18 protein-coding genes and 4 tRNA genes are annotated in these 21282 nt (G+C 37.4%); 17 read left to right on the plus strand and 5 right to left on the minus strand.

The features are described from left to right. Nucleotides 1-19: 19 nt before the first annotated feature. The gene (gene queA, locus J3T98_RS05600) at nt 20-1045 is read right to left on the minus strand and encodes a tRNA preQ1(34) S-adenosylmethionine ribosyltransferase-isomerase QueA (protein ID WP_065735062.1); all 1026 of its coding nucleotides are present in this window, start codon (nt 1043-1045) and stop codon (nt 20-22) included. Between the two features lie 155 nt (nt 1046-1200). On the opposite strand from queA, the gene J3T98_RS05605 reads away from it, so the two are divergent. Beyond that, nucleotides 1201-1959, plus strand: coding sequence for a M48 family metalloprotease (locus tag J3T98_RS05605; RefSeq protein ID WP_267362349.1), 759 nt, complete (start codon nt 1201-1203; stop codon nt 1957-1959). A gap of 63 nt (nt 1960-2022) precedes the next feature. Here J3T98_RS05605 and J3T98_RS05610 read toward each other — a convergent pair whose 3' ends face one another. After that, the gene (locus J3T98_RS05610) at nt 2023-3237 is read right to left on the minus strand and encodes a pyridoxal phosphate-dependent aminotransferase (protein WP_267362350.1); all 1215 of its coding nucleotides are present in this window, start codon (nt 3235-3237) and stop codon (nt 2023-2025) included. Between the two features lie 146 nt (nt 3238-3383). Here J3T98_RS05610 and J3T98_RS05615 point away from each other — a divergent pair, with 146 nt between their 5' ends. The 7 genes from J3T98_RS05615 (at nt 3384) to J3T98_RS05645 (ending at nt 10345) form a co-directional block, all read left to right on the plus strand. Further along, nucleotides 3384-3653, plus strand: coding sequence for an ACT domain-containing protein (locus J3T98_RS05615; protein WP_065562050.1), 270 nt, complete (start codon nt 3384-3386; stop codon nt 3651-3653). A 42-nt stretch (nt 3654-3695) separates the two neighbouring features. After that, on the plus strand, nt 3696-5051 hold the full coding sequence (locus tag J3T98_RS05620; RefSeq protein WP_267339197.1) for a PFL family protein: 1356 nt from the start codon (nt 3696-3698) through the stop codon (nt 5049-5051). Nucleotides 5052-5310: 259 nt separating this feature from the next. Then, complete coding sequence (locus tag J3T98_RS05625; protein WP_267362351.1) at nt 5311-5817, plus strand: PTS sugar transporter subunit IIA; 507 nt, start codon at nt 5311-5313, stop codon at nt 5815-5817. 9 nt (nt 5818-5826) lie between these two features. Then, nucleotides 5827-6105 (plus strand): PTS sugar transporter subunit IIB, encoded by a 279-nt coding sequence (locus tag J3T98_RS05630; RefSeq protein WP_220218834.1) that lies wholly within the window; start codon nt 5827-5829, stop codon nt 6103-6105. 10 nt (nt 6106-6115) lie between these two features. Next, nucleotides 6116-7504: a PTS galactitol transporter subunit IIC gene (locus J3T98_RS05635; protein WP_220218835.1), complete on the plus strand. Its 1389-nt coding sequence runs from the start codon at nt 6116-6118 to the stop codon at nt 7502-7504. 87 nt (nt 7505-7591) lie between these two features. After that, nucleotides 7592-9655, plus strand: a complete 2064-nt coding sequence (locus J3T98_RS05640; protein ID WP_267362352.1) for a BglG family transcription antiterminator — start codon at nt 7592-7594, stop codon at nt 9653-9655. A 27-nt stretch (nt 9656-9682) separates the two neighbouring features. Beyond that, a complete protein-coding gene (locus J3T98_RS05645; protein WP_065562056.1) occupies nt 9683-10345 on the plus strand; it encodes a class II aldolase/adducin family protein in 663 nt (220 codons plus the stop codon). Between the two features lie 95 nt (nt 10346-10440). Here J3T98_RS05645 and dhaL read toward each other — a convergent pair whose 3' ends face one another. Beyond that, nucleotides 10441-11070 (minus strand): dihydroxyacetone kinase subunit DhaL, encoded by a 630-nt coding sequence (gene dhaL / locus J3T98_RS05650; RefSeq protein WP_267330979.1) that lies wholly within the window; start codon nt 11068-11070, stop codon nt 10441-10443. 1 nt (nt 11071) lies between these two features. Further along, a complete protein-coding gene (locus J3T98_RS05655) occupies nt 11072-12076 on the minus strand; it encodes a dihydroxyacetone kinase subunit DhaK (protein ID WP_267358180.1) in 1005 nt (334 codons plus the stop codon). A 285-nt stretch (nt 12077-12361) separates the two neighbouring features. Here J3T98_RS05655 and tcdA point away from each other — a divergent pair, with 285 nt between their 5' ends. The 9 genes from tcdA (at nt 12362) to nusG (ending at nt 19135) form a co-directional block, all read left to right on the plus strand. After that, nucleotides 12362-13156, plus strand: coding sequence for a tRNA cyclic N6-threonylcarbamoyladenosine(37) synthase TcdA (tcdA, locus tag J3T98_RS05660; protein ID WP_267358181.1), 795 nt, complete (start codon nt 12362-12364; stop codon nt 13154-13156). 263 nt (nt 13157-13419) lie between these two features. Continuing rightward, nucleotides 13420-16131 (plus strand): bifunctional acetaldehyde-CoA/alcohol dehydrogenase, encoded by a 2712-nt coding sequence (adhE, locus tag J3T98_RS05665; protein ID WP_065562060.1) that lies wholly within the window; start codon nt 13420-13422, stop codon nt 16129-16131. A gap of 153 nt (nt 16132-16284) precedes the next feature. Beyond that, nucleotides 16285-16360: transfer RNA gene (locus tag J3T98_RS05670), tRNA-Thr, on the plus strand. Nucleotides 16361-16392: 32 nt separating this feature from the next. Next, nucleotides 16393-16477: transfer RNA gene (locus J3T98_RS05675), tRNA-Tyr, on the plus strand. A gap of 55 nt (nt 16478-16532) precedes the next feature. Further along, nucleotides 16533-16607, plus strand: a tRNA-Gly gene (locus J3T98_RS05680). 3 nt (nt 16608-16610) lie between these two features. Continuing rightward, nucleotides 16611-16686: transfer RNA gene (locus J3T98_RS05685), tRNA-Thr, on the plus strand. Between the two features lie 181 nt (nt 16687-16867). After that, nucleotides 16868-18052: an elongation factor Tu gene (gene tuf / locus J3T98_RS05690; RefSeq protein ID WP_065733704.1), complete on the plus strand. Its 1185-nt coding sequence runs from the start codon at nt 16868-16870 to the stop codon at nt 18050-18052. 134 nt (nt 18053-18186) lie between these two features. Next, nucleotides 18187-18588, plus strand: a complete 402-nt coding sequence (secE, locus tag J3T98_RS05695) for a preprotein translocase subunit SecE (RefSeq protein WP_267362353.1) — start codon at nt 18187-18189, stop codon at nt 18586-18588. Between the two features lies 1 nt (nt 18589). Further along, complete coding sequence (gene nusG, locus J3T98_RS05700) at nt 18590-19135, plus strand: transcription termination/antitermination protein NusG (RefSeq protein WP_065563741.1); 546 nt, start codon at nt 18590-18592, stop codon at nt 19133-19135. A gap of 138 nt (nt 19136-19273) precedes the next feature. Here nusG and J3T98_RS05705 read toward each other — a convergent pair whose 3' ends face one another. Continuing rightward, nucleotides 19274-21193 (minus strand): ABC transporter ATP-binding protein, encoded by a 1920-nt coding sequence (locus J3T98_RS05705; protein ID WP_267357079.1) that lies wholly within the window; start codon nt 21191-21193, stop codon nt 19274-19276. Between the last annotated feature and the right edge of the window lie 89 nt (nt 21194-21282).

Here is a 21282-nt window from a genome sequence, read left to right on the forward strand (position 1 = left end):
AAATTTAATTGGCTATAACTTATTTAGTAATTAGCATGGCATCACCATAACTAAAAAAGTGATATTTTTCGTTTACTGCATGTTGATAAGCTCGCATGGTATTTTCATAGCCAGCAAATGCAGAAACTAACATTATTAAAGTGGATTCAGGTAAATGAAAATTAGTAATAAGTGCATCGATTACTTTAAAATCAAAACCTGGATAAATAAATATCTGAGTATCTTCAAAAAAAGGTGCAATTTTGCCAGATTGTTTTGCTGCACTTTCCAACGCTCTGACTGATGTTGTACCGACAGCAATGACCTTATTTCCTCGGGCTTTGCATTCTAAAACTGCTTTGACAACTGATTCTGGCACTTCTGCATATTCAGCATGCATGATATGCGTTTTTATATTTTCAACTCTTACTGGTTGGAATGTACCTGCACCGACATGCAACGTTACAAATTCCATTTCGACACCTTTGTTTTTAAGCTTTTCTAATAAAGGCTCATCGAAATGAAGACCTGCTGTTGGTGCAGCAACTGCACCAGGTACTTTACTATAAACAGTTTGGTATACCTCACGATCTTGATCTTCATCAGGTCTATCTATGTAAGGTGGTAAAGGGATGTGTCCAATTTCATTCAAAATTTTAAGTACATCATCAGGAAATTGTAATTCGAATAAAGTATCATGGCGAGCAAGCATGGTAACGCTAATATTATTTTCCTCACCTAAAATGAGTTCAGCACCTGCTTTAGGTGATTTAGATGCTTTTATATGTGCAAGAGCTCGATTATCTTCTAATAAACGCTCAATCAATATTTCAATTTTTCCACCCGATGCTTTTTTCCCATATATTCGAGCCGGAATCACTTTTGTGTTATTGAAAATAAGTAAATCCCCCTGATTGATGTAATCAGTGATATCAGTAAATACTTTATCTTCAATATGACCTGTACGGCTGTTAAGTGATAATAATCGGCATGAACTTCTTGTTTCTGATGGGTATTTTGCAATCAGTTCTTTTGGGAGTGTAAAATCAAAATCTGACAGTTGCATATTTGTGTTCCTCAAAAAATGAGGCACTAGTCTAAAGTGCTAATAATGACTAAGCAAGTAATTATTTGTTGATTATTATTAAATTTGCGTTAAAATTCAAAAAATCTAGCTTTAAGTTAGAAAAAAGTAAATTTTGTTAATATAAGGAAAAGAGTATGAAAAAACATCAAAAAACTTTGCTTGTTGCACTACCTTTAGTTGCAGCTATGTCGTTAGCTGGTTGTAAAAACATGAGTGCTAACGATTTAACTAGTCTTGGCATGAAAGGTTTGAAAGCGGCAACACTCAGTGATAATGATGTGAAAGCATTAAGCCAAAAATCATGTGCACAAATGGATGCTCAATCAAAAATTGCTCCAGCTAAAAGTGCTTACGCTAAACGTTTAAATAAAATTGCTAAAGCTCTTGGTAATAATATAAACGGTACACCAGTTAACTATAAAGTATATATTACTAAAGATGTTAACGCATGGGCAATGGCTAACGGCTGTGTACGTGTTTACAGCGGTTTAATGGATATGATGAATGACAACGAAATCGAAGGTGTTTTAGGTCATGAATTAGGTCACGTAGCTTTAGGTCACAGTAAAAAAGCAATTCAAGTTGCTTATGCTACAGAAATTGCTCGCGATGCAGCAGCAGCATCAGGTAATGCAGCAGTTGCTAAATTATCTAAATCAAGTATTGGTAAATTAGCAGAAAAAGTTATCAATGCTCAATTCTCACAAGCACAAGAACAAGAAGCGGATAACTTCTCATTCGATTATTTAATCAAGAGAAAAATTAATCCAGCAGGTCTTGCAACAGCATTTGATAAATTAGGTGGCGGTGAATCATCAATTTTAAGTAGCCATCCATCTTCATCTAAACGTGCACAAAATATCCGTAATAGATTAGCTGAATTAAAAAGATAATTAATTCATATTACTGGTTAAATAAAAAGCGCCAATTCTGGCGCTTTTTTTATTTGTATCTAATTATTGTTTATAACTAGATAAAAAGTTACCAAAACGGTTAATAGCATCTTCCAGATCACCGGTATGTGGCAGTGCAACAATTCTCACATGATCGGGTTTGTGCCAATTAAAGCCACTGCCTTGCACTAACAATACTTTCTCTTGTAATAAAAAGTCTAATACCAACTTTTGGTCATTGTGAATATTAAACTTTTGCTGATCCAGTTTTGGAAACAGGTATAAAGCGCCTTGTGGCTTAGTACATGAAACGCCCGGGATCTCATTTAATAATCGCCACGCTAACATACACTGATCATATAAACGTCCGCCCGGTACAATAAATTCATTAATGCTTTGATAGCCACCGAGTGCACCTTGAATAGCGTGTTGTAATGGCACATTGGCGCATAAACGCATCGAAGCGAGCATATTTAGTCCTTCAATGTAGCCTTTTACATGCTGTTTAGGTCCACAAAGCGCCATCCAACCTTGTCTAAAGCCCGCTACTCGATAGGTTTTTGATAGTCCGCTCATAGTAACGACAAATAAGTCAGGAGCAAGGGAGGCAATCGAATGATGTACAGCATCATCGTATAAAATCTTATCGTAAATTTCGTCGGCGAAAATAAGTAAATTATGTTGGCGAGCAATTTCAGCAATCTCAAGTAACACTTCTTTGCTATACACGGCGCCAGTTGGGTTATTAGGATTAATGATCACAATCCCTTTGGTTTTTGGCGTGATTTTACGTTTTATATCCTCTAAATCCGGTGACCAGTTAGCCTCTTCGTCACATACATAATGAACGGCATTGCCACCGGATAAACTAACTGCCGCTGTCCATAATGGATAATCGGGCATTGGTACTAAAATTTCATCCCCGCTATTGAGCAGTGCTTGCATGGATTGCACAATCAGTTCAGACACGCCATTACCGATATAGATATCTTCAACATCAAGATTGGTGATCCCTCTTGCTTGATAGTGTTGCATAATGGCTTTACGAGCTGAGTAAAGCCCTTTTGAATCGCAATAGCCTTGCGAAGAAGGTAGATTACGAATGACATCAACCAATAGTTCATCAGGGGCGGCAAAACCAAAAGGGGCGGGGTTTCCAATATTGAGTTTAAGGATAGTTTGACCTTCTTCTTCAAGTCGTTTTGCATGATCTAAGATAGGTCCACGGATGTCGTAACAGACATGATCCAATTTATTGGATTTTTGGAAATTTATCATAACTTCGCCCTTTCAATTTATGCTAATAATATTTTTATTTTTGTTGAAAAAAACAATCTACTCCTATTTCGATAATTTTTGAAGATGTTATTATAATCAACTCAATAAATATCTTTTAATTGTGTGAATTTTGTGCGGAGTATGTGATGAAAACGATTTTAACTGTTATAGGAAAAGATCAAACCGGAATAATTGCCGGAATTAGTCAAAAGCTGTTTGAATTAGATATTAATATCTTAGATGTGAGCCAAACGATTATGGATGAATATTTTACCATGATTATGTTGCTTGATTTATCCAAAATAAAAGTCTCGTTTGATGAAGTGAAAACTTCATTAACGCAAACAGGTGATAGACTCAAGGTTAAAGTCAATATTCAACGAGAAGAGATTTTCGATGCTATGCATCGTTTGTAATTTCAATTCTAATTCTACATTTCTTATTTAAGGATAGGACTAATGGAAACAAAACAGATCCTCGAAACAATTAAAATGATTGAGGAAGAAAAACTTGATATCCGCACAATAACCATGGGAATTTCTCTCCTTGATTGTATCGATAGTAATGGTGAGAAAGCGCGTCAAAAAATTTATGACAAAATAACCACATTGGCTAAAGATCTTGTCAAAGTTGGGGATCAAATTACTTCCGAATTTGGTATTCCTATTATCAATAAACGTATCTCAGTGACGCCGATGTCATTAATTGCCGGTGCCAGCGATGACAAAGATTATGTTGCCTTTGCTAAAACCCTTGATAGCGCAGCTAAAGCGGTTGGCGTTAATTTTATTGGTGGATTTTCTGCCTTGGTACAAAAAGGCTACCATAAAGGTGATGAGATTTTAATTAAATCCATTCCGCAAGCACTGGCGCAAACTGAGCGTGTGTGTGCATCGGTCAATGTTGGCTCAACCCAAACCGGTATCAATATGGATGCGGTTAAGCAAATGGGGCAAATTATCAAACAAGCGGCAGAGTTAACCGCTGATAATAGTAGCATGGCATGTGCAAAATTAGTTGTATTTGCCAATGCAGTTGAAGACAACCCTTTTATGGCCGGCGCATTTCATGGTGTTGGTGAAGCCGATTGTGTGATTAATGTCGGCGTGAGTGGACCTGGCGTTGTTAAACGTGCGCTTGAGAAAGTAAAAGGTCAACCTTTTGATGTGGTTGCCGAAACGATTAAAAAAACTGCATTTAAAATTACCCGTATGGGGCAATTAGTTGGAAAAGAAGCATCAGAGCGCTTAGGTGTGAAATTTGGTATCGTAGATTTATCGCTCGCACCGACGCCGGCAATTGGTGATTCGGTTGCGCATATTTTAGAAGAAATGGGACTGGAAGTGGTCGGCACACATGGCACAACGGCAGCTTTAGCGATGTTAAATGATGCCGTTAAAAAAGGTGGCGTAATGGCGTGTGGTCATGTCGGTGGTTTAAGTGGCGCCTTTATACCTGTTTCTGAAGATGCAGGCATGATTGATGCGGTTAATTGCGGGGCACTTAATTTGGAAAAACTCGAAGCCATGACCTGTGTGTGTTCAGTTGGTCTTGATATGATAGCCATACCGGGTGATACCTCCGCTGAAACGATTTCGGCTATTATTGCTGACGAAGCGGCAATCGGTGTAATTAACCACAAAACCACAGCCGTGCGGATTATTCCGGCTGTGGGATTAAAGGTGGGTGATAATATTGAGTTTGGTGGATTACTCGGTCATGCTCCTGTGATGCCGGTGAGTAAATTCAGTTCATTTGATTTCATTCATCGTGGCGGACGAATTCCGGCACCAATTCACTCTTTCAAAAATTAAATAACCTTCAATACTTATTGTGATTCTGTCTATTAAATTGCTAATAGCAGAATCACAATTGCCTAACTATCTAACTTGGTATAACTATTCTCAGATATTTCCCGCATTTTTTAGCGATAACTTTTATCCCTATGATGTGCAATTTTATGGATATTTTTTGGTATCAAATCCAATAGTCTGCGCTGTTTTAATTTCCTAAAATCAATGACATCAAATAATTACTGTATGAGTTAGTCATCAAAATCAGCCCGATTTAAAAATGACTAACGACATAATGATGGAGGATGAAATGGAAAATGAATCTAATAACCAGCTGTTTTGTAACGATCTGATTGTGTTAGATAGAGACTTCCAAAATTCAAATCAATTTTTTGATTTTACTTTTTCAATTCTACAACGTGGTGGTTATGTTAATCCAACATTCTTAGAAGCGATTAAACACCGAGAGTCTTTATTTCCGACCGCTTTACCGACCAAACCTTATGTGGTGGCAATGCCACATACCGATATCGAACATGTTATTAGACCATTCATTTTCTTTACTCGAGTGAAAGGAACAATCCCTTGGTGTGAAATGGCAAATAATGATCATGTTTTAGATGCTAATTTTATCTTTCTATTGGGATTTAACCAAAAAGATGGACATATTGATTTATTACAAAAATTGATGTCCTGCTTGGTAAATTCATGTTTTTTAGAGGCGCTATATCAGGCAAAAACAGAACATGAAGTTTTTAACTTATTGACGTCAAATATCCATTTATAAGGAGGCATTATGAAAAAGGTTATTGTTGCATGTGGGAGTGGAGTGGCCACATCACAAACGGTTGCAAGTAAAGTGACACGCTTATTAAAAGAGAGAAATCTTAATGATATTAAAGTGGAAGTTGTCGATCTTAAGTCGGTAGATTCTCACATTAAAAACAGTGCGGCATATATTGCCATTACCAAAATTGAGAAAACATATCCTATCCCGGTTATTAATGGCATTGCTTTTTTAACCGGAATAAATATGGATGCAGAACTGCAAAAAATTATCGATGCCTGCAAATAGGAGTGTAATTATGGACTTTCTTGGAACAGTTATAAATTATATTTTGAATTTAGGTGCACCGGTATTTGTGCCTATCATAATGCTCATTGCGGGCTTAATTGTACGTATGAAATTTCGAGACGGGGCATCGGCCGCTATTACTTTAGGTGTTGCGTTTGTTGGAATGAGTATGCTGATTGGTTTTATGGTTGGCGCAATAGGCGCTGCTGCACAAACCATGATGGAGCGAACCGGCATTGAGCTCAGTATTGTTGACGGTGGTTGGACAACAATGGCAAATGTTTCGTGGGCTTGGCCATATGCTTTTTTAATGTTTCCACTGCAAGTAGGCGTCAATATCTTAATGTTGGTATTGAAAAAGACCGATACGTTTAATGCTGATTTATGGAATGTATGGGGTAAAATTTTTACTGCCTTTATTGTTGTTGCCGTAGCAACGCCACTTGTGGGCGGAATAATTGCGCTGATATTGGCTTTTGTTGTTGCAACGTTGCAAATTATTTTAGAGCTCAATTCCGGTGATATTAATCAGCATCGAATCGAAAAGTTAACCGGTATTCCGGGCGTAACTTGTACGCACCGAATGCTATTTTTCAGTGCCATTTATTATCCTTTTGATCTTCTATTACGCAAAATCCCCGCTTTGAATAAGCCAATGGATGCAGCAACCTTGCGTTCTAAACTAGGGGTATTTGCTGAAAATCACGTCATCGGATTTTTATTAGGTGTCATTTTTGGGATTATTGCTGGTTATGATGTGGCGGCCATTTTAATGCTAGGAGTACAAGCGGCGACCGCTTTAATGCTGTTCCCGATGATCTCAAAATTATTTATGCAGGCGCTATCCCCGATTTCCGAAGCGATCAGCGATTATATGAATAAACGCTTTGCCGGTCGTAAACTGTTTGTGGGTCTTGATTGGCCGTTTATGGGGGGAGCAAGTGAAATCTGGTTTACTTTAATTGTCGCCATTCCTATCACCTTAATTTGGGCAGTGATTTTACCCGGCAATAAAATCTTACCATTTGCCGGCATTATTAATATCGCACTGGTTGTGCCAGCTTATATTTTAACCAAAGGCAATACATTAAGAATGGTGATTTTAGCTATCATCGGTGTGCCATTTTTTCTGTTTGTCGGCACCCAATTTGCGCCAATTATTACCGATTTAGGCTTAGCCACTAAGGCGATTGATATTCCAAACAACCAACTTATTTCTAACAGCTCTATTGATGCACCTGTCTTTACTTATGCATTTTCATTTATTTGGCAATGTTTACAAGGCTATTTTGTTCCATTGATATTGGCTATTTATTGGTGCACTGGCTATTTCTTTTATGCACGTGAACTGAAAAAAGAGGCACAACAAGATAGTGTTGATCTGAAAATAGATGAGTAAAACTGGACTATTTGTAAACAGGTAATTAGTACAAACTGATGGTAATGCTCGTTATCATCAGATAACTAGCAAGAGGCTAATAATTATATGGTTGTTGATAAAAGAATTCATGCTGTTTTAAATGCATTAATTCAAAATCCAAGTGTCAGTGGCGTAGAGCTTCAAAATAAATTTGGGTTAACCCGTAAACAGCTTAGTTATACCTTAAAAAAGATTAATGATTTTCTTGAATCATCAAATCTTGAATTAATTAAACGATTTAAAACCGGAAAATTTAGCATTCCTAAAGTCGTGATTGAAACCTTTAGAGACGAACCCGTCTCGCTTTCTATTGGTCGATATATCTATTCAGAAGATGAAAGAGTGCATCTGCTGCTATTTTTTTTATTAACCAGAACTGAGCGCTTGTCATTAATTCATCTCTCCTCAGCGCTGACCGTTAGCCAAAATACGGTGATTAATGACATTAAAAAAGTGCAAACCCTGCTCGATCAATATCATATGCAGGTAACTTATGATCGTGAAAATGGTTATCGCATTGTTGGCACAGAAATTAATAAGCGCTATTTATTATTAAAGTTAATTCATCGCATCATTAATATGCCAATAGCCGATAAAATTTTTCGGCACAATAAGATTATTACTCAAGGCCGATTAGAACAAGTCGGACAAGTGTTTAGTGAAATTGAACGAAAATTAAAAATTGTTTTTACCGATGAACAACTGCAAGAATTAACCTATTTTATTGGTTTTATGCTACACCGAATTGAAACCAACAAAAAAATAGAGTTATTGCCGGAAAACTATACCGATGTAGCAAACAGTCGTGATTTTCAATTAATGAAAAAATTAATTGAACGCTTTGGCATTACCGATCTGAATGAGCAGATTTTTTTAACGGTATTGGTACAAAGTTCCAATATCCAAGCATTATCAGACAAATATTTTCATCTCGATGCCGTGTTATTAGAGAGTGTAGTTGAAGTTATCGATAATTTTGAACAGATCAGCTGTATTACCTTTCAGGACAAAAGTGAATTAATTGAACGTATTTATCAACACTGGAAACCGGCCTATTATCGCATCCGTTACCATATTACCAACATCAACAGTGTTTACGATATTGTTTTGCAAGAGTTCGGGCATTTACATGAAATGGTACGTAAAGCCATAGCGCCGTTTGAAAAGATACTGCATTGTAATATGCCGGATGAGGAAGTGGCGTTTATTACCGTTTTATTAGGCGGCTGGTTAACACGAGAAGGGCTAATTAACCAAATTAAAACAAAGAAAATTGCTATAGTTGTTTGTGAAAATAGCGCCACAGTCTCTACTTACTTATATTTGACTTTACAGGTATTGCTTCCGGAACTTCACTTTTCTGATGCCATGTCTAAACGAGAGTTTGAAAAGTATAAACACTATTATGACATTGTTTTTTCAACCTCACATTTATCCACCGATAAACTGCTCTTTATCGTTAACCCTTCGTTAAATAATTTGCATAAAAACGCATTGCGTAATCAAGTTATTGGCACATTACAAGGGATTGACCCAAGCATTATCCAAGTTGAAGAACTGATGTTAATTGTTGAAAAGTTCACCCATATAAAAGACAGAAAGGCGCTACAAAAAGAGCTTACCGCCTACCTGTATAATGATGAACTCAATGACAATCCGCTACGAATCAACCAACAAGAGATCCCTTCGTTGGCGGATTTAATGCAAAAAGAGCATATCTACCTTGCCCAAACAGCCGATATTTCATGGCAACAGGCACTGGAATTAGCGGCTAAACCACTATTAAACGGACAATTTATTGAACGTTATTATCTGGAACGAATGATCAATAAAATCCAATTTGAACAGCCCTACATTATGCTGGTTGAAGGGTTAATTATTGCGCATGCCGGTATTGATGATGGTGTCAATCAAGTTGCCATGTCGCTACTTAGGTTACCCGACAAAATCGATATTGGTGGCTATATGCAAGCCGATTTAATTGTAGTGCTAGCGACCAACAATCCACAAAAACATCTTAAAGCATTGGCGCAATTAAATGAGTTATTAGAACTTCATGACGGTTCAACCCATTTACGCCAAGCCAAAAATAATCAAGAAATTTGGGAATTATTTGCCCGCTATCAATGAATATTTTGCCTAAAAAGGAGTGTTAAAATGTTAGAGATTCAAAAACAATATGTTGTCGATATGGCTAAGAAATCCAGTGAATGGGGACTTTGTAAACATAAAGCAGGTAATTCAAGTGTTCGGGACAAACAGACCGGCTATGTGCTAGTTACCCCAACAACCATTGATAAACAACTATTAACCGCACGTGATATTGTGGTTATGGATCTAGATGCTAATGTGATTGAAGCGCAATCCGGATTAAGACCGACTAGTGAATGTTTGATGCATTTGGAAATTTATAAGGCTCGTCCGGATGTGTTTGCCGTTTCACACACCCACTCAATTTTTGCAACGGCATTTGCGGTATTAGCAAAGCCCATTCCGGCAGTTGTTTATGAGTGTGCTATTTTGAATTTAAAAGACGGCGTGATTCCGGTTGCGCCATATGGTCGCCCTGGTACGCCGGAACTGTCAACTAGTGTCATTGAGCCAATTAAGCGAGCCGATGCCATTTTAATGGAAAAACATGGCGCCATTGCGGTGGATAAAGATCCCTATGAAGCGGTATTAAAAGCGGCCTACATTGAAGAAATGGCAGAGATTTATTATCACGCATTGTTGATTAATGGTGGTAAAGATCCGGGTGGATTCCCGCCGCAAGAGTTACAAAGTTGGGCATATCCTTCCCAAATAAAATTTAAACAATAGGGTAGGTGGATAATGAAAGAGAGGAAAAGTCACGCCTAAATGACAGAAACAAATAAGTTAATAAATCCGCCAACACTGTTAGCGGATTTATTTTTTTAAGACATCTGAATATATTCATTCATATATTTTAAAATATAAGCCATTGAAACAGCGCCCGGATCCATATGACCAATGGCACGTTCACCTAAGTTTTTAGCTCGACCAAATACCGCTATCATCTGTTTGGTTTGCTCTGCGCCTTCCATTGCTGATTGGGCAATTTTAGGTAACGCCTCTTTCAAGGGTAATTGGCATAATTCATTTGCGCTGGTTGCCGCAGCTGCTAAAGCATCAACCATGGTCTTATCACCCGGTTTAGCATTGCCTCGTTGATAGACGGCTTGCCAACCTTGATTAAGTAGTGTTGCTAATGTGCTGGTATTAAATTCTGCCTCACCAATAATACTTTTACCGCCAGCTCTAAATAAAGTGCCAAATATTGCACCGGAAGCCCCGCCCATACTGGTCATTAATTTTGTACCAACTTGATTGAAAAAATCACCAATATCATTTGGCTTAAACTGATTGTCTTGTAACAGTACTATCAATGTCGCAAATCCTCGCTTCATACCAATACCATGATCGCCGTCGCCAACAATTTGATCTAAAGCGGTTAATGTTGGCTCACTTTCCACCATTTTTTCGGCGACAAATAACATCATTTTACGTAGTTGTGACAAGTTCATTCTATTTTCTCCATCCTAAGGTTTGGCAAGGTAGGTCATAAAGGTGTTGTAACTGCTGATCTAATTTCATTAAGGTGATCGAAAAGCCGGACATTTCCAATGAGGTACAAAAATGGCCAATGGCAATATCATGGCTGATTATGCCTCGTGAATCGAGTTCAATACCGACTTTTCTGGCAATGATTAAAAGTTCGGTATTACTCATTGCACCTAAGTTATTAATCAGTACGCACACCCGATCGGTACGCACAAAAGGTAGATCGTCACACAATCTATCTATCATCTCTTTAACCACATCGTCGGTGGAGGTCATTGTTTGACGGCGTAAACCGGCTTCACCATGAATACCGATACCAATTTCAATTTCGTTATCTGCCAGTTCAAAGTTAAAGTTATTCGACTGAGGCAATGCGCAACCATTGAGCGCTACACCGATAGTGCGTACGTTGTTATTGGCTTTTGCTACGACTTGATAAAGCTGGTCAAGATCATATTTTTCCAATTGCGCTGCTGCGCCGGCTATTTTATAAAGAAACATAATACCGGCAACGCCCCGACGATCTGAGATTTTAGAAAGCGGAGCAGAAGCAATATCATCGGTTGCGCGAATGGTTTTGGTGGTAATATTTTCTTCGGCTAAAATTTCGGCAGCAATATCAAAATTCATCCCGTCCCCGGAATAGTTACCATATAAAAATAGTGCGCCATGACCTTGATGTGTGGCTTTGGTCAATTCAATTATTTGATCAGGCGAGGGCGAGGTAAACACTTCGCCAAGTGCACAGCCGTCAATGCTGCCTTCACCGATAAAGCCGGCAAAAGTTGGCTCGTGACCGCTACCGCCACCGGAAATAACCACAACTTGATCATCTGTGATGTGATTACCATAAACGGCAAAGTAGTTTGGAATTGCAGTGAGTTTGCCATTATATCCATATACTAAGCCTTGCATCACTTCTTGCCTGACATTGTTAGGATCGTTGAGTAATTTTTTAGGTTTGCGCATTTGCTTTTCCTCTTTATTAAGCATAATTAACCAGCTATATTTTAGGAAAAACAAATAATTGAAACGAATACAATTAATGACAAATAATATCCCACTGGTTGCGCATCATCGGGATGTACATTTAAAGTGCATTGCAAAGCATATATTGCAACTTGAGTCCTTGAAAACGAATATATCGACATTATTTATATATAAATTAGTTAGCAAAGCAAATTGTCTTTATTATTGGTAAACAAGTTTTTGGAGTGTTGGGTGTTTGACGATAAGCACCTTCGATAATCAATTATGAAATCAGAATCCTACTTTCAACGTTTTAGCGGTATTGCAAGACTTTATGGTGAAGCGGCATTAACGCAATTTTCACAAGCTCATATTTGTGTCATTGGTATTGGTGGTGTTGGGTCATGGGTGGCCGAATCCCTTGCTCGTAGTGGTATTGGGCAAATTACCTTAATTGATATGGATGATGTGTGTATCACCAATACTAATCGGCAAATTCATGCGTTAAATACCAATATTGGTAAAGCTAAAACTGCTGTTATGGCTGAACGAATTTTACAGATCAATCCACAATGCATCGTCAATGTCATCGATGATTTTATTAGTCCGGATAATGTTGCAAATTATTTAGGGTCGAAACAAAAACCTCGCTTCAACTTTATTATTGATGCCATTGATAGCGTGCGTGATAAAGCTGCGCTTTTAGCACACTGCAAGCGAAATAAATTAAAAGTTATCACCATTGGTGGCGCAGGCGGGCAAAAAGATCCGACCAAAATTAAAATTGCTGATTTAGCCAAAACCGTTCAAGACCCGCTAGCGGCTAAATTGCGTGAGCGCTTAAAAAATGATTATAAACTCAATAAAGATAGCAAAGGTAAGTATGTCATTGCGTGCGTCTTTTCGACTGAGCAGTTAACTTATCCAGCTCAAAATGGTCAGGTTTGTTCCACTAAAAGCCAAGCTGAAGGTAGCAAAAAAATGGATTGTCAGTCCGGATTTGGCGCTATTACTACCGTGACAGCGACTTTTGGTTTTGTGGCTGTGAGTTATGTATTAGATAAGTTAATTAATGTTTGATTTTAAATTTAATTTAGCTAAAGAAACAATTTTGCTTCCTTTAGCTAATTAATTATATTTTCTTAAAATCTTCAAATTTAATTCGCTTAAAGTAATAATAAATTTTGTTCTTTTAAAGAACATTCATTTTTTGTTAAATATCTTATTGTATTAAGTAAAAAACTGATTTACGATATTCCACAATTTCGTTTTGCTATTATAAATATGTTCAAGGAAGACGCCAAACGATCCAAGTTTATTTTTTAATTTTCAAGGAGAAATCTATGGCAGTAACCAATATGAATGAGTTAAATGAGTTAATGACTCGAGTGAAAAAAGCTCAAGAAACTTATTCTACTTATACTCAAGAGCAAGTTGATAAAATCTTCGTAGCAGCAGCAACAGCTGCAGCCGCAGCTCGAATCCCTCTTGCACAGCAAGCTGTTGCTGAATCAGGAATGGGAATTGTTGAAGATAAAGTTATCAAAAACCTATTTGCTGCTGAGTATATTCTTAATAAATATCGCAATGATAAGACTTGTGGTGTTGTTGCTGAAAATGAGCCATATGGCACTATCACTGTAGCTGAACCATTAGGGATTATTTGTGGTATCGTTCCAACTACAAACCCAACATCAACAGCGATTTTTAAATCACTAATTAGTTTAAAAACTCGTAATGCTATCGTATTTTCACCTCATCCTCGCGCTAAAAAATCTACCATTGAAGCTGCTCGAATTGTGCTAAATGCTGCAATTAAAGCTGGTGCTCCAAAAGATATTATTGGTTGGATTGATGAACCATCTATCGAATTATCTAATGCATTGATGCATCATGATAATGTGTCTGCTATCTTAGCTACTGGTGGTCCAGGTATGGTTAAAGCAGCTTATAGTTCTGGTAAACCAGCATTAGGTGTTGGAGCAGGTAATACTCCTGTAATAATTGATGAAACAGCTGACTTAAAACGTGCCGTTGCATCAGTGTTGATGTCTAAAACATTTGATAACGGTATGATTTGTGCCTCAGAACAAGCTATTGTGGTTGTTGATTCTGTTTATGACGAAGTTCGTAATTTATTAAAACAATATGGCGCTTATATTTTAAATGCTAAGGAAACCAAAGCAGTACAAGGTATTATCTTAAATGATAAAGGAGCCTTAAATGCTAATATCGTTGGTCAACCAGCAACTAAAATTGCTGAATTAGCTGGATTTAAAGCGCCTGCAGGTGCAAAAGTGCTTGTTGGTGAAGTGAGTAAAGTTGACTTATCGGAACCATTTGCTCATGAAAAACTTTCTCCAACTTTAGCTATGTTTAAAGCTAAAGACTTTAATGAAGCAGTAGATAAAGCTGAAAAATTAGTTGAAATGGGCGGTATGGGTCATACCTCTGTGCTTTATACTGACCAAGATAGCAATCGTGATCGTATTGCTTACTTTGGTAGTAAAATGAAAACATGTCGTATTTTAATTAATCAACCAGCTGCTCATGGTGGTATTGGTGATTTATATAACTTTGATTTAGCGCCATCTTTAACACTAGGATGTGGTTCTTGGGGGGGTAACTCGGTCTCAGAAAATGTCGGTCCGAAACACTTAATCAACAAGAAAACAATCGCTAAGAGAGCAGAAAACATGTTATGGCACAAATTACCAAGTTCTATCTATTTTAAACGTGGCTCACTTCCAGTTGCTTTAAATGAAGTAATTGAACAAGGTGCCAAACGCGTATTTTTAGTAACCGATAAATTCTTATTTAACAATGGTTACTCTAAACAAATTACCGATCAACTTGAAGAACGTGGCGTAATTTGTGAAACTTTCTTTGATGTTGAAGCAGACCCAACATTAAGTGTTGTTCGTAAAGGTACTGACTCAATGATAGCATTCCAACCGGATACTGTTATTGCTTTAGGTGGTGGTTCTCCAATGGATGCCGCAAAAATTATGTGGGTACTTTATGAACATCCAGAAACAAAATTTGATGAATTAGCATTGCGCTTTATGGATATCCGTAAACGTACTTGTCATTTCCCTAATATGGGTAAAAAAGCCAAATTAATTTGTGTGACAACTACTTCTGGTACTGGTTCTGAAGTTACACCGTTTGCGGTAGTAACAGATGATGCAACTGGCCAAAAATATCCATTAGCTGATTATGCAATTACACCAAATATGGCAATTGTTGATGCTAACTTAGTAATGAATATGCCTAAATCACTTTGTGCTGCAGGTGGTTATGATGCGGTAACTCATGCCTTAGAAGCTTATGTGTCAATTATGGCAAGCGAGTTCTCTGATGGACAAGCATTACAAGCATTGAGCATATTGAAAGCATATCTACCTACAAGCTATAAAGAAGGGGCTAAAAACCCAGTTGCTCGTGAAAAAGTGCATAGTGCTGCAACGTTAGCTGGTGTTGCATTTGCTCAAGCATTTTTAGGTGTTTGTCACTCAATGGCGCATAAAATTGGTGCTGCATTCCATATCCCTCATGGTGTGGCAAATGCAATGCTGATTAGTAATGTTGTTCGCTTCAATGCAACAGATAAACCAACTAAACAAGGTACGTTTAGCCAATATGGTTATCCTCAAGCCGTTAGACGTTATGCTGAAATTGCTGACCACTTAGGCTTAACTGCTGCATCAGACAAAGACGAGAAGAAAGTTGAGAAATTAATTGGTTGGTTAGATCAATTAAGAAAAGATCTTGAAATTCCATTCTCTATTAAAGAGTTTGGTATTGATGAAAAAGCTTTCTTAGCTCAAGTTGACCAACTTGCAGTTGATGCATTTGATGATCAATGTACAGGTGCTAACCCTCGTTATCCTTTAATTGCAGAATTGAAACAAATTCTACTTGATACTTATTACGGTCGTGCATATCAAGATAAAGGTGATATCAGCGAAGATGTAGCAGTACATACAGCAGCTAAAGGTGTTGCTTCAACTAAGAAAAAAGCAACGACTAAAAAAGCGACAAAAAAGAAATAATTTAACACATTATTTTTGATTAAATAAAAACCTGAAATAGTCTATATTTCAGGTTTTTTTTATATTTTTGATTTTTTTTTAAGCAAACAATAAAAAAAATGTTTTTTTTGCTTGCAAGGTTAAATGTTCTAGTCCATAATGCGCAGCACTTAGGCCGGCTTAGCTCAGTAGGTAGAGCAACTGACTTGTAATCAGTAGGTCGCCAGTTCGATTCCGGCAGCCGGCACCATTTTCCTAAGTAAACAGTTTATAATGATTCGGGGTGGGGTTCCCGAGCGGCCAAAGGGAGCAGACTGTAAATCTGCCGTGTCACACTTCGAAGGTTCGAATCCTTCCCCCACCACCATTATCTAACATTAGCAATTGCTAATTGAAGCATTTAGGTAGCCGAGTTTGAACATGCGGGCATCGTATAATGGCTATTACCTCAGCCTTCCAAGCTGATGATGCGGGTTCGATTCCCGCTGCCCGCTCCAATTGCTGATATAGCTCAGTTGGTAGAGCGCACCCTTGGTAAGGGTGAGGTCGGCAGTTCAAATCTGCCTATCAGCACCATTCTTGTCACTTTCCTAAACTTCTAAAAAATTATATTTAATAGCTTTAAAGCTTGTCACTAGATGGCTTTATCTGTTATTATGCAAAGCTAATTTTAAATTAGTATTATGTTAAAACTAAATATGATACTTGGTTAATGTGGTGATTCACCACCGATTTGTATTACATTGAGGGACTATAAATGTCTAAAGAAAAATTTGAACGTACAAAACCCCACGTTAACGTTGGTACAATCGGCCACGTTGACCATGGTAAAACAACTTTAACAGCAGCTATTACTTCTGTACTTTCTAAAAAATACGGCGGTCAAGCTCGCGCATTCGATCAAATCGATAATGCACCAGAAGAAAAAGCACGTGGTATCACCATCAACACTTCACACGTTGAATACGATACACCAACTCGTCACTACGCACACGTAGACTGTCCGGGCCATGCTGACTATGTTAAAAACATGATCACTGGTGCGGCACAAATGGACGGTGCTATTTTAGTAGTAGCAGCAACTGATGGTCCTATGCCACAAACTCGTGAGCACATCCTTTTAGGTCGTCAGGTAGGTGTTCCTTACATCATCGTATTCTTAAATAAATGCGATATGGTTGATGATGAAGAATTATTAGAATTAGTTGAAATGGAAGTACGAGAACTTCTATCTCAATACGATTTCCCAGGTGATGACACTCCAGTAATTCGTGGTTCAGCGTTAAAAGCGTTAGAAGGCGATGCAGCATGGGAAGAAAAAATTGTTGAATTAGCTGAAGCTTTAGACAGCTATATTCCGGAACCAGAGCGTGATATCGATAAACCATTCCTACTTCCAATTGAAGACGTGTTCTCAATTTCAGGACGTGGTACAGTGGTAACAGGTCGTGTAGAACGTGGTGTAATCAAAGTTGGTGAAGAAGTTGAAATCGTTGGTATCAAACCAACAACAAAAACAACTTGTACTGGCGTTGAAATGTTCCGTAAATTACTAGACGAAGGTCGTGCTGGTGAGAACGTAGGTGTATTACTACGTGGTACAAAACGTGAAGAAATCGAACGTGGTCAAGTATTAGCAAAACCAGGTTCAATCACACCACATACAGATTTTGAATCAGAAGTATATATCCTAAGCAAAGATGAAGGTGGTCGTCATACTCCATTCTTCAAAGGCTACCGTCCACAGTTCTACTTCCGTACAACTGACGTAACTGGTACTATTGAATTACCAGAAGGCGTAGAAATGGTAATGCCAGGTGATAACATCAAAATGACAGTATCATTAATTCACCCAATCGCAATGGCAGACGGCTTACGTTTCGCTATCCGTGAAGGTGGTCGTACTGTTGGTGCTGGTGTTGTTGCTAAGGTTATTAAATAATTTAAGCAAGCACTATTTAGAAAGGGTGTCGTTTGATGCCCTTTCTTATCTAGTCTGTTTAGCAAAATGTTTTTATTAAAAAGAGCATTTTGGAAAATGGATAATATTATAAATAACATAATTATAGGTTCTATATGCTAGTAAGTAACGAGAGTCAAGATACAAGCACAGTTCTAGACAAGTTTAAATGGGTTTTGGTTCTAGTATTAATTGCGTTAATTGTTTGGGGAAATTCTTATTTCTCTGCGCCTAATGATATATATCAACCAAATACAGCTGTTCGAATTATTGCGGTTGTTGTCATTTCGCTTTTAACCTTATTTATTGCATTTACAACCAATAAAGGAAAATCATTTATAACATTTCTGCAAGAATCACGAAAAGAGTTAAGAAAAGTTGTATGGCCAACTCGTAAAGAAACAGTACAAACAACTTTATTAATAGCTGTTATTACAATTATTGTTGGTACAGCTCTTTGGGGTATGGATTCTTTATTCCGTTCAGTCATCTTTTATTTAACATTAATAGGGCGTTAATATGAGTGAAACACAACAAAAACGCTGGTATGTGATCCAAGCTTATTCTGGCTATGAAGCACGTGTTGCACAATCATTACGTGAATATATTAAATTACATAATATGGAAGATTCCTTTGGTGAAGTTTTAGTACCAACCGAAGAAGTTGTCGAAATGAAAAGCGGTCAACGCCGTAAAAGTGAACGTAAATTTTTCCCAGGTTATGTTTTAGTTGAAATGATGATGAACGATGCGACTTGGCATCTAGTTAAAAGTGTTCCAAGAACTTTAGGATTCATCGGTGGAACTTCAGATCGACCAGCACCAATCAGCCAGCGTGAAGTTGACGCTATCATGAATCGTTTACAACAAGTTGGTGATAAACCACGTCCTAAAACCCTATTTGAACCAGGTGAACTTGTTCGAGTTAATGAAGGACCGTTTGCAGACTTTAATGGTGTAGTTGAAGAAGTTGATTATGAAAAAAGTCGCCTAAAAGTATCGGTATCCATTTTTGGTCGTTCAACACCGGTTGAACTTGATTTTAGCCAAGTCGAAAAAAGCTAATATCTCAAAATACCCATATAAAAAATCACAGAATAAATTCTGTGATTTTTTTTGCCTTATTAATGTAGAACAGTATTAATAAGGCGATATCTGAATTGACTTATACTCCATGGTATTTTTCAATTCTTACCAATCCTTTTATGCTGATTCAAACTCTTCAAGTTGTTGTTGTAAATCCAACCATGCCAATTCTGACTCTTCTTGCTTACCTTTTAACTGGCTTTGTTGTAACAATAATTGTGTTAACTCACTCTTTTTATCTGCTTCATAAATAGAAGAATCGGCTAATTGCTCTTCAATCAATTTTAATTGCTTACTTAACTGTTCCAGCGTCTGTTCCTCTTTTTGTAACTGTTTTTTCAGCGGTTGCATTTGTGCTCGCCGATCGGCCTCTTTGCGTTTTTGTTCTTTACGGTCTTGTGCAGAAAGATTTTTGCTATTGTCATTATGACTATCATCTTGTTGCGGTGGCTGATTTTCAGCTTTTTGTTCGTCGGCAAGCCATTTTTGATAATCATCGAGATCACCATTAAATGGTTCAACTTTGTGATCGTGAACTAAATAAAACTCATCAGTTGTTGAGCGTAGTAAGTGGCGATCATGCGATACAACAACTAACGCGCCTTCGAAATCAATAAGCGCTTCAGTTAATGCTTGGCGCATATCTAAATCTAAATGGTTAGTTGGCTCATCAAGTAACAGTAGGTTTGGTTTTTGCCAAACAATTAATGCTAAAACTAGTCGAGCTTTTTCACCACCTGAAAATGTTTTTACAGGTTCATTGACTTTATCGTCATGAAAATCAAAACCACCTAAGTAATTACGCAATTCTTGTTCTGTTATTTTAGGATCAGAAAGCTTGGTTAAATGCCAAAGTGAGGATTCTTCACCACGCAAATACTCTAACTGATGCTGAGCGAAATAGCCTAATTGAACACCTTTGGCTAAATTAATATGACCTTCTTTAGGTTGTAATTCTCCCGCTAATAATTTAATTAAAGTCGATTTACCAGCTCCGTTCCGTCCTAATAAACCAATTCTCGAACCGGGAACAAGATTTAATTTAATTTTTTCAAGGACGATTTTATCTCCATAACCAGCAACCACCTTATCCATCATCAATAATGGACTTGGTAAAAATTCAGAAGGTTTAAAATTGAAATGGAAAGGATTATCCACATGTGCCGGTGCAATAAGCTCCATTTTTTCTAACATTTTAATTCGGCTTTGAGCCTGTTTTGCTTTGGTTGCTTTTGCTCTAAAGCGATCAATATAGCTTTGCAGATGGGCGACTTTTTGTTGCTGACTTTCGTATAATGATTGTTGTTGTGCCAATTTAGTTATACGTTGGTTTTCGAATGAAGAATAGTTTCCGGTATATTCAAATAAACTTTTTTGTTCAATATGAATAATTTTATTAACAAGTGGATCTAAAAAGTCTCGGTCATGAGAGATTAAAATAAGCGTTCCCTGATAATTACTCAACCATTTTTCAAGCCAAATCACTGCATCTAAGTCAAGGTGGTTAGTTGGTTCGTCAAGCAGCAGTAAATCAGAACGGCACATTAACGCTTGCGCCAAATTTAGTCTCATCCGCCAACCGCCCGAGTAGGATTTAACCGGTAAATTGAGTTGTTCGTTAGAAAATCCTAAACCATGTAATAGTGTTGCGGCTCTTGCCCGTATTGTCCAAGCATCAATGGTATCGAGTTGTTCGTGAATAATCGCAATTTGCTCACCATTATTTGCTTGATTAGCAATCGTTAGTTTTTGTTCTAATTGGCGATATTCTCGATCCCCATCAATAGCGTATTCAATAGCTGGAACATCTAAAGCAGGTGTTTCTTGATTAACCCAAGCAAGCTGCCATTGTGTAGGTATTGATACACTTCCAGCATCAGAGTGAATTTCGCCTTTAATTAATGAAAAAAGGGTGGATTTACCACAACCATTTTTACCTACTAATCCAACTTTTTGTTTAGGATTAATTGTTGCTGAAGCGTTATCTAAAAGCAGATTAACACCACGACGAATTTGGATAGAATCAAAAACAATCATAATATTGCCATCTATTACTCTAAAAAAAAGCTATGCTAACAAAAAAAGAACTTTATGCAATACGTTTTACCGGTGATTTATCCGCATTG

The organism is Gilliamella sp. B2772, from assembly GCF_026536985.1.
In the GTDB taxonomy this organism is placed as follows: Bacteria; Pseudomonadota; Gammaproteobacteria; order Enterobacterales; family Orbaceae; genus Gilliamella; species Gilliamella apicola_E.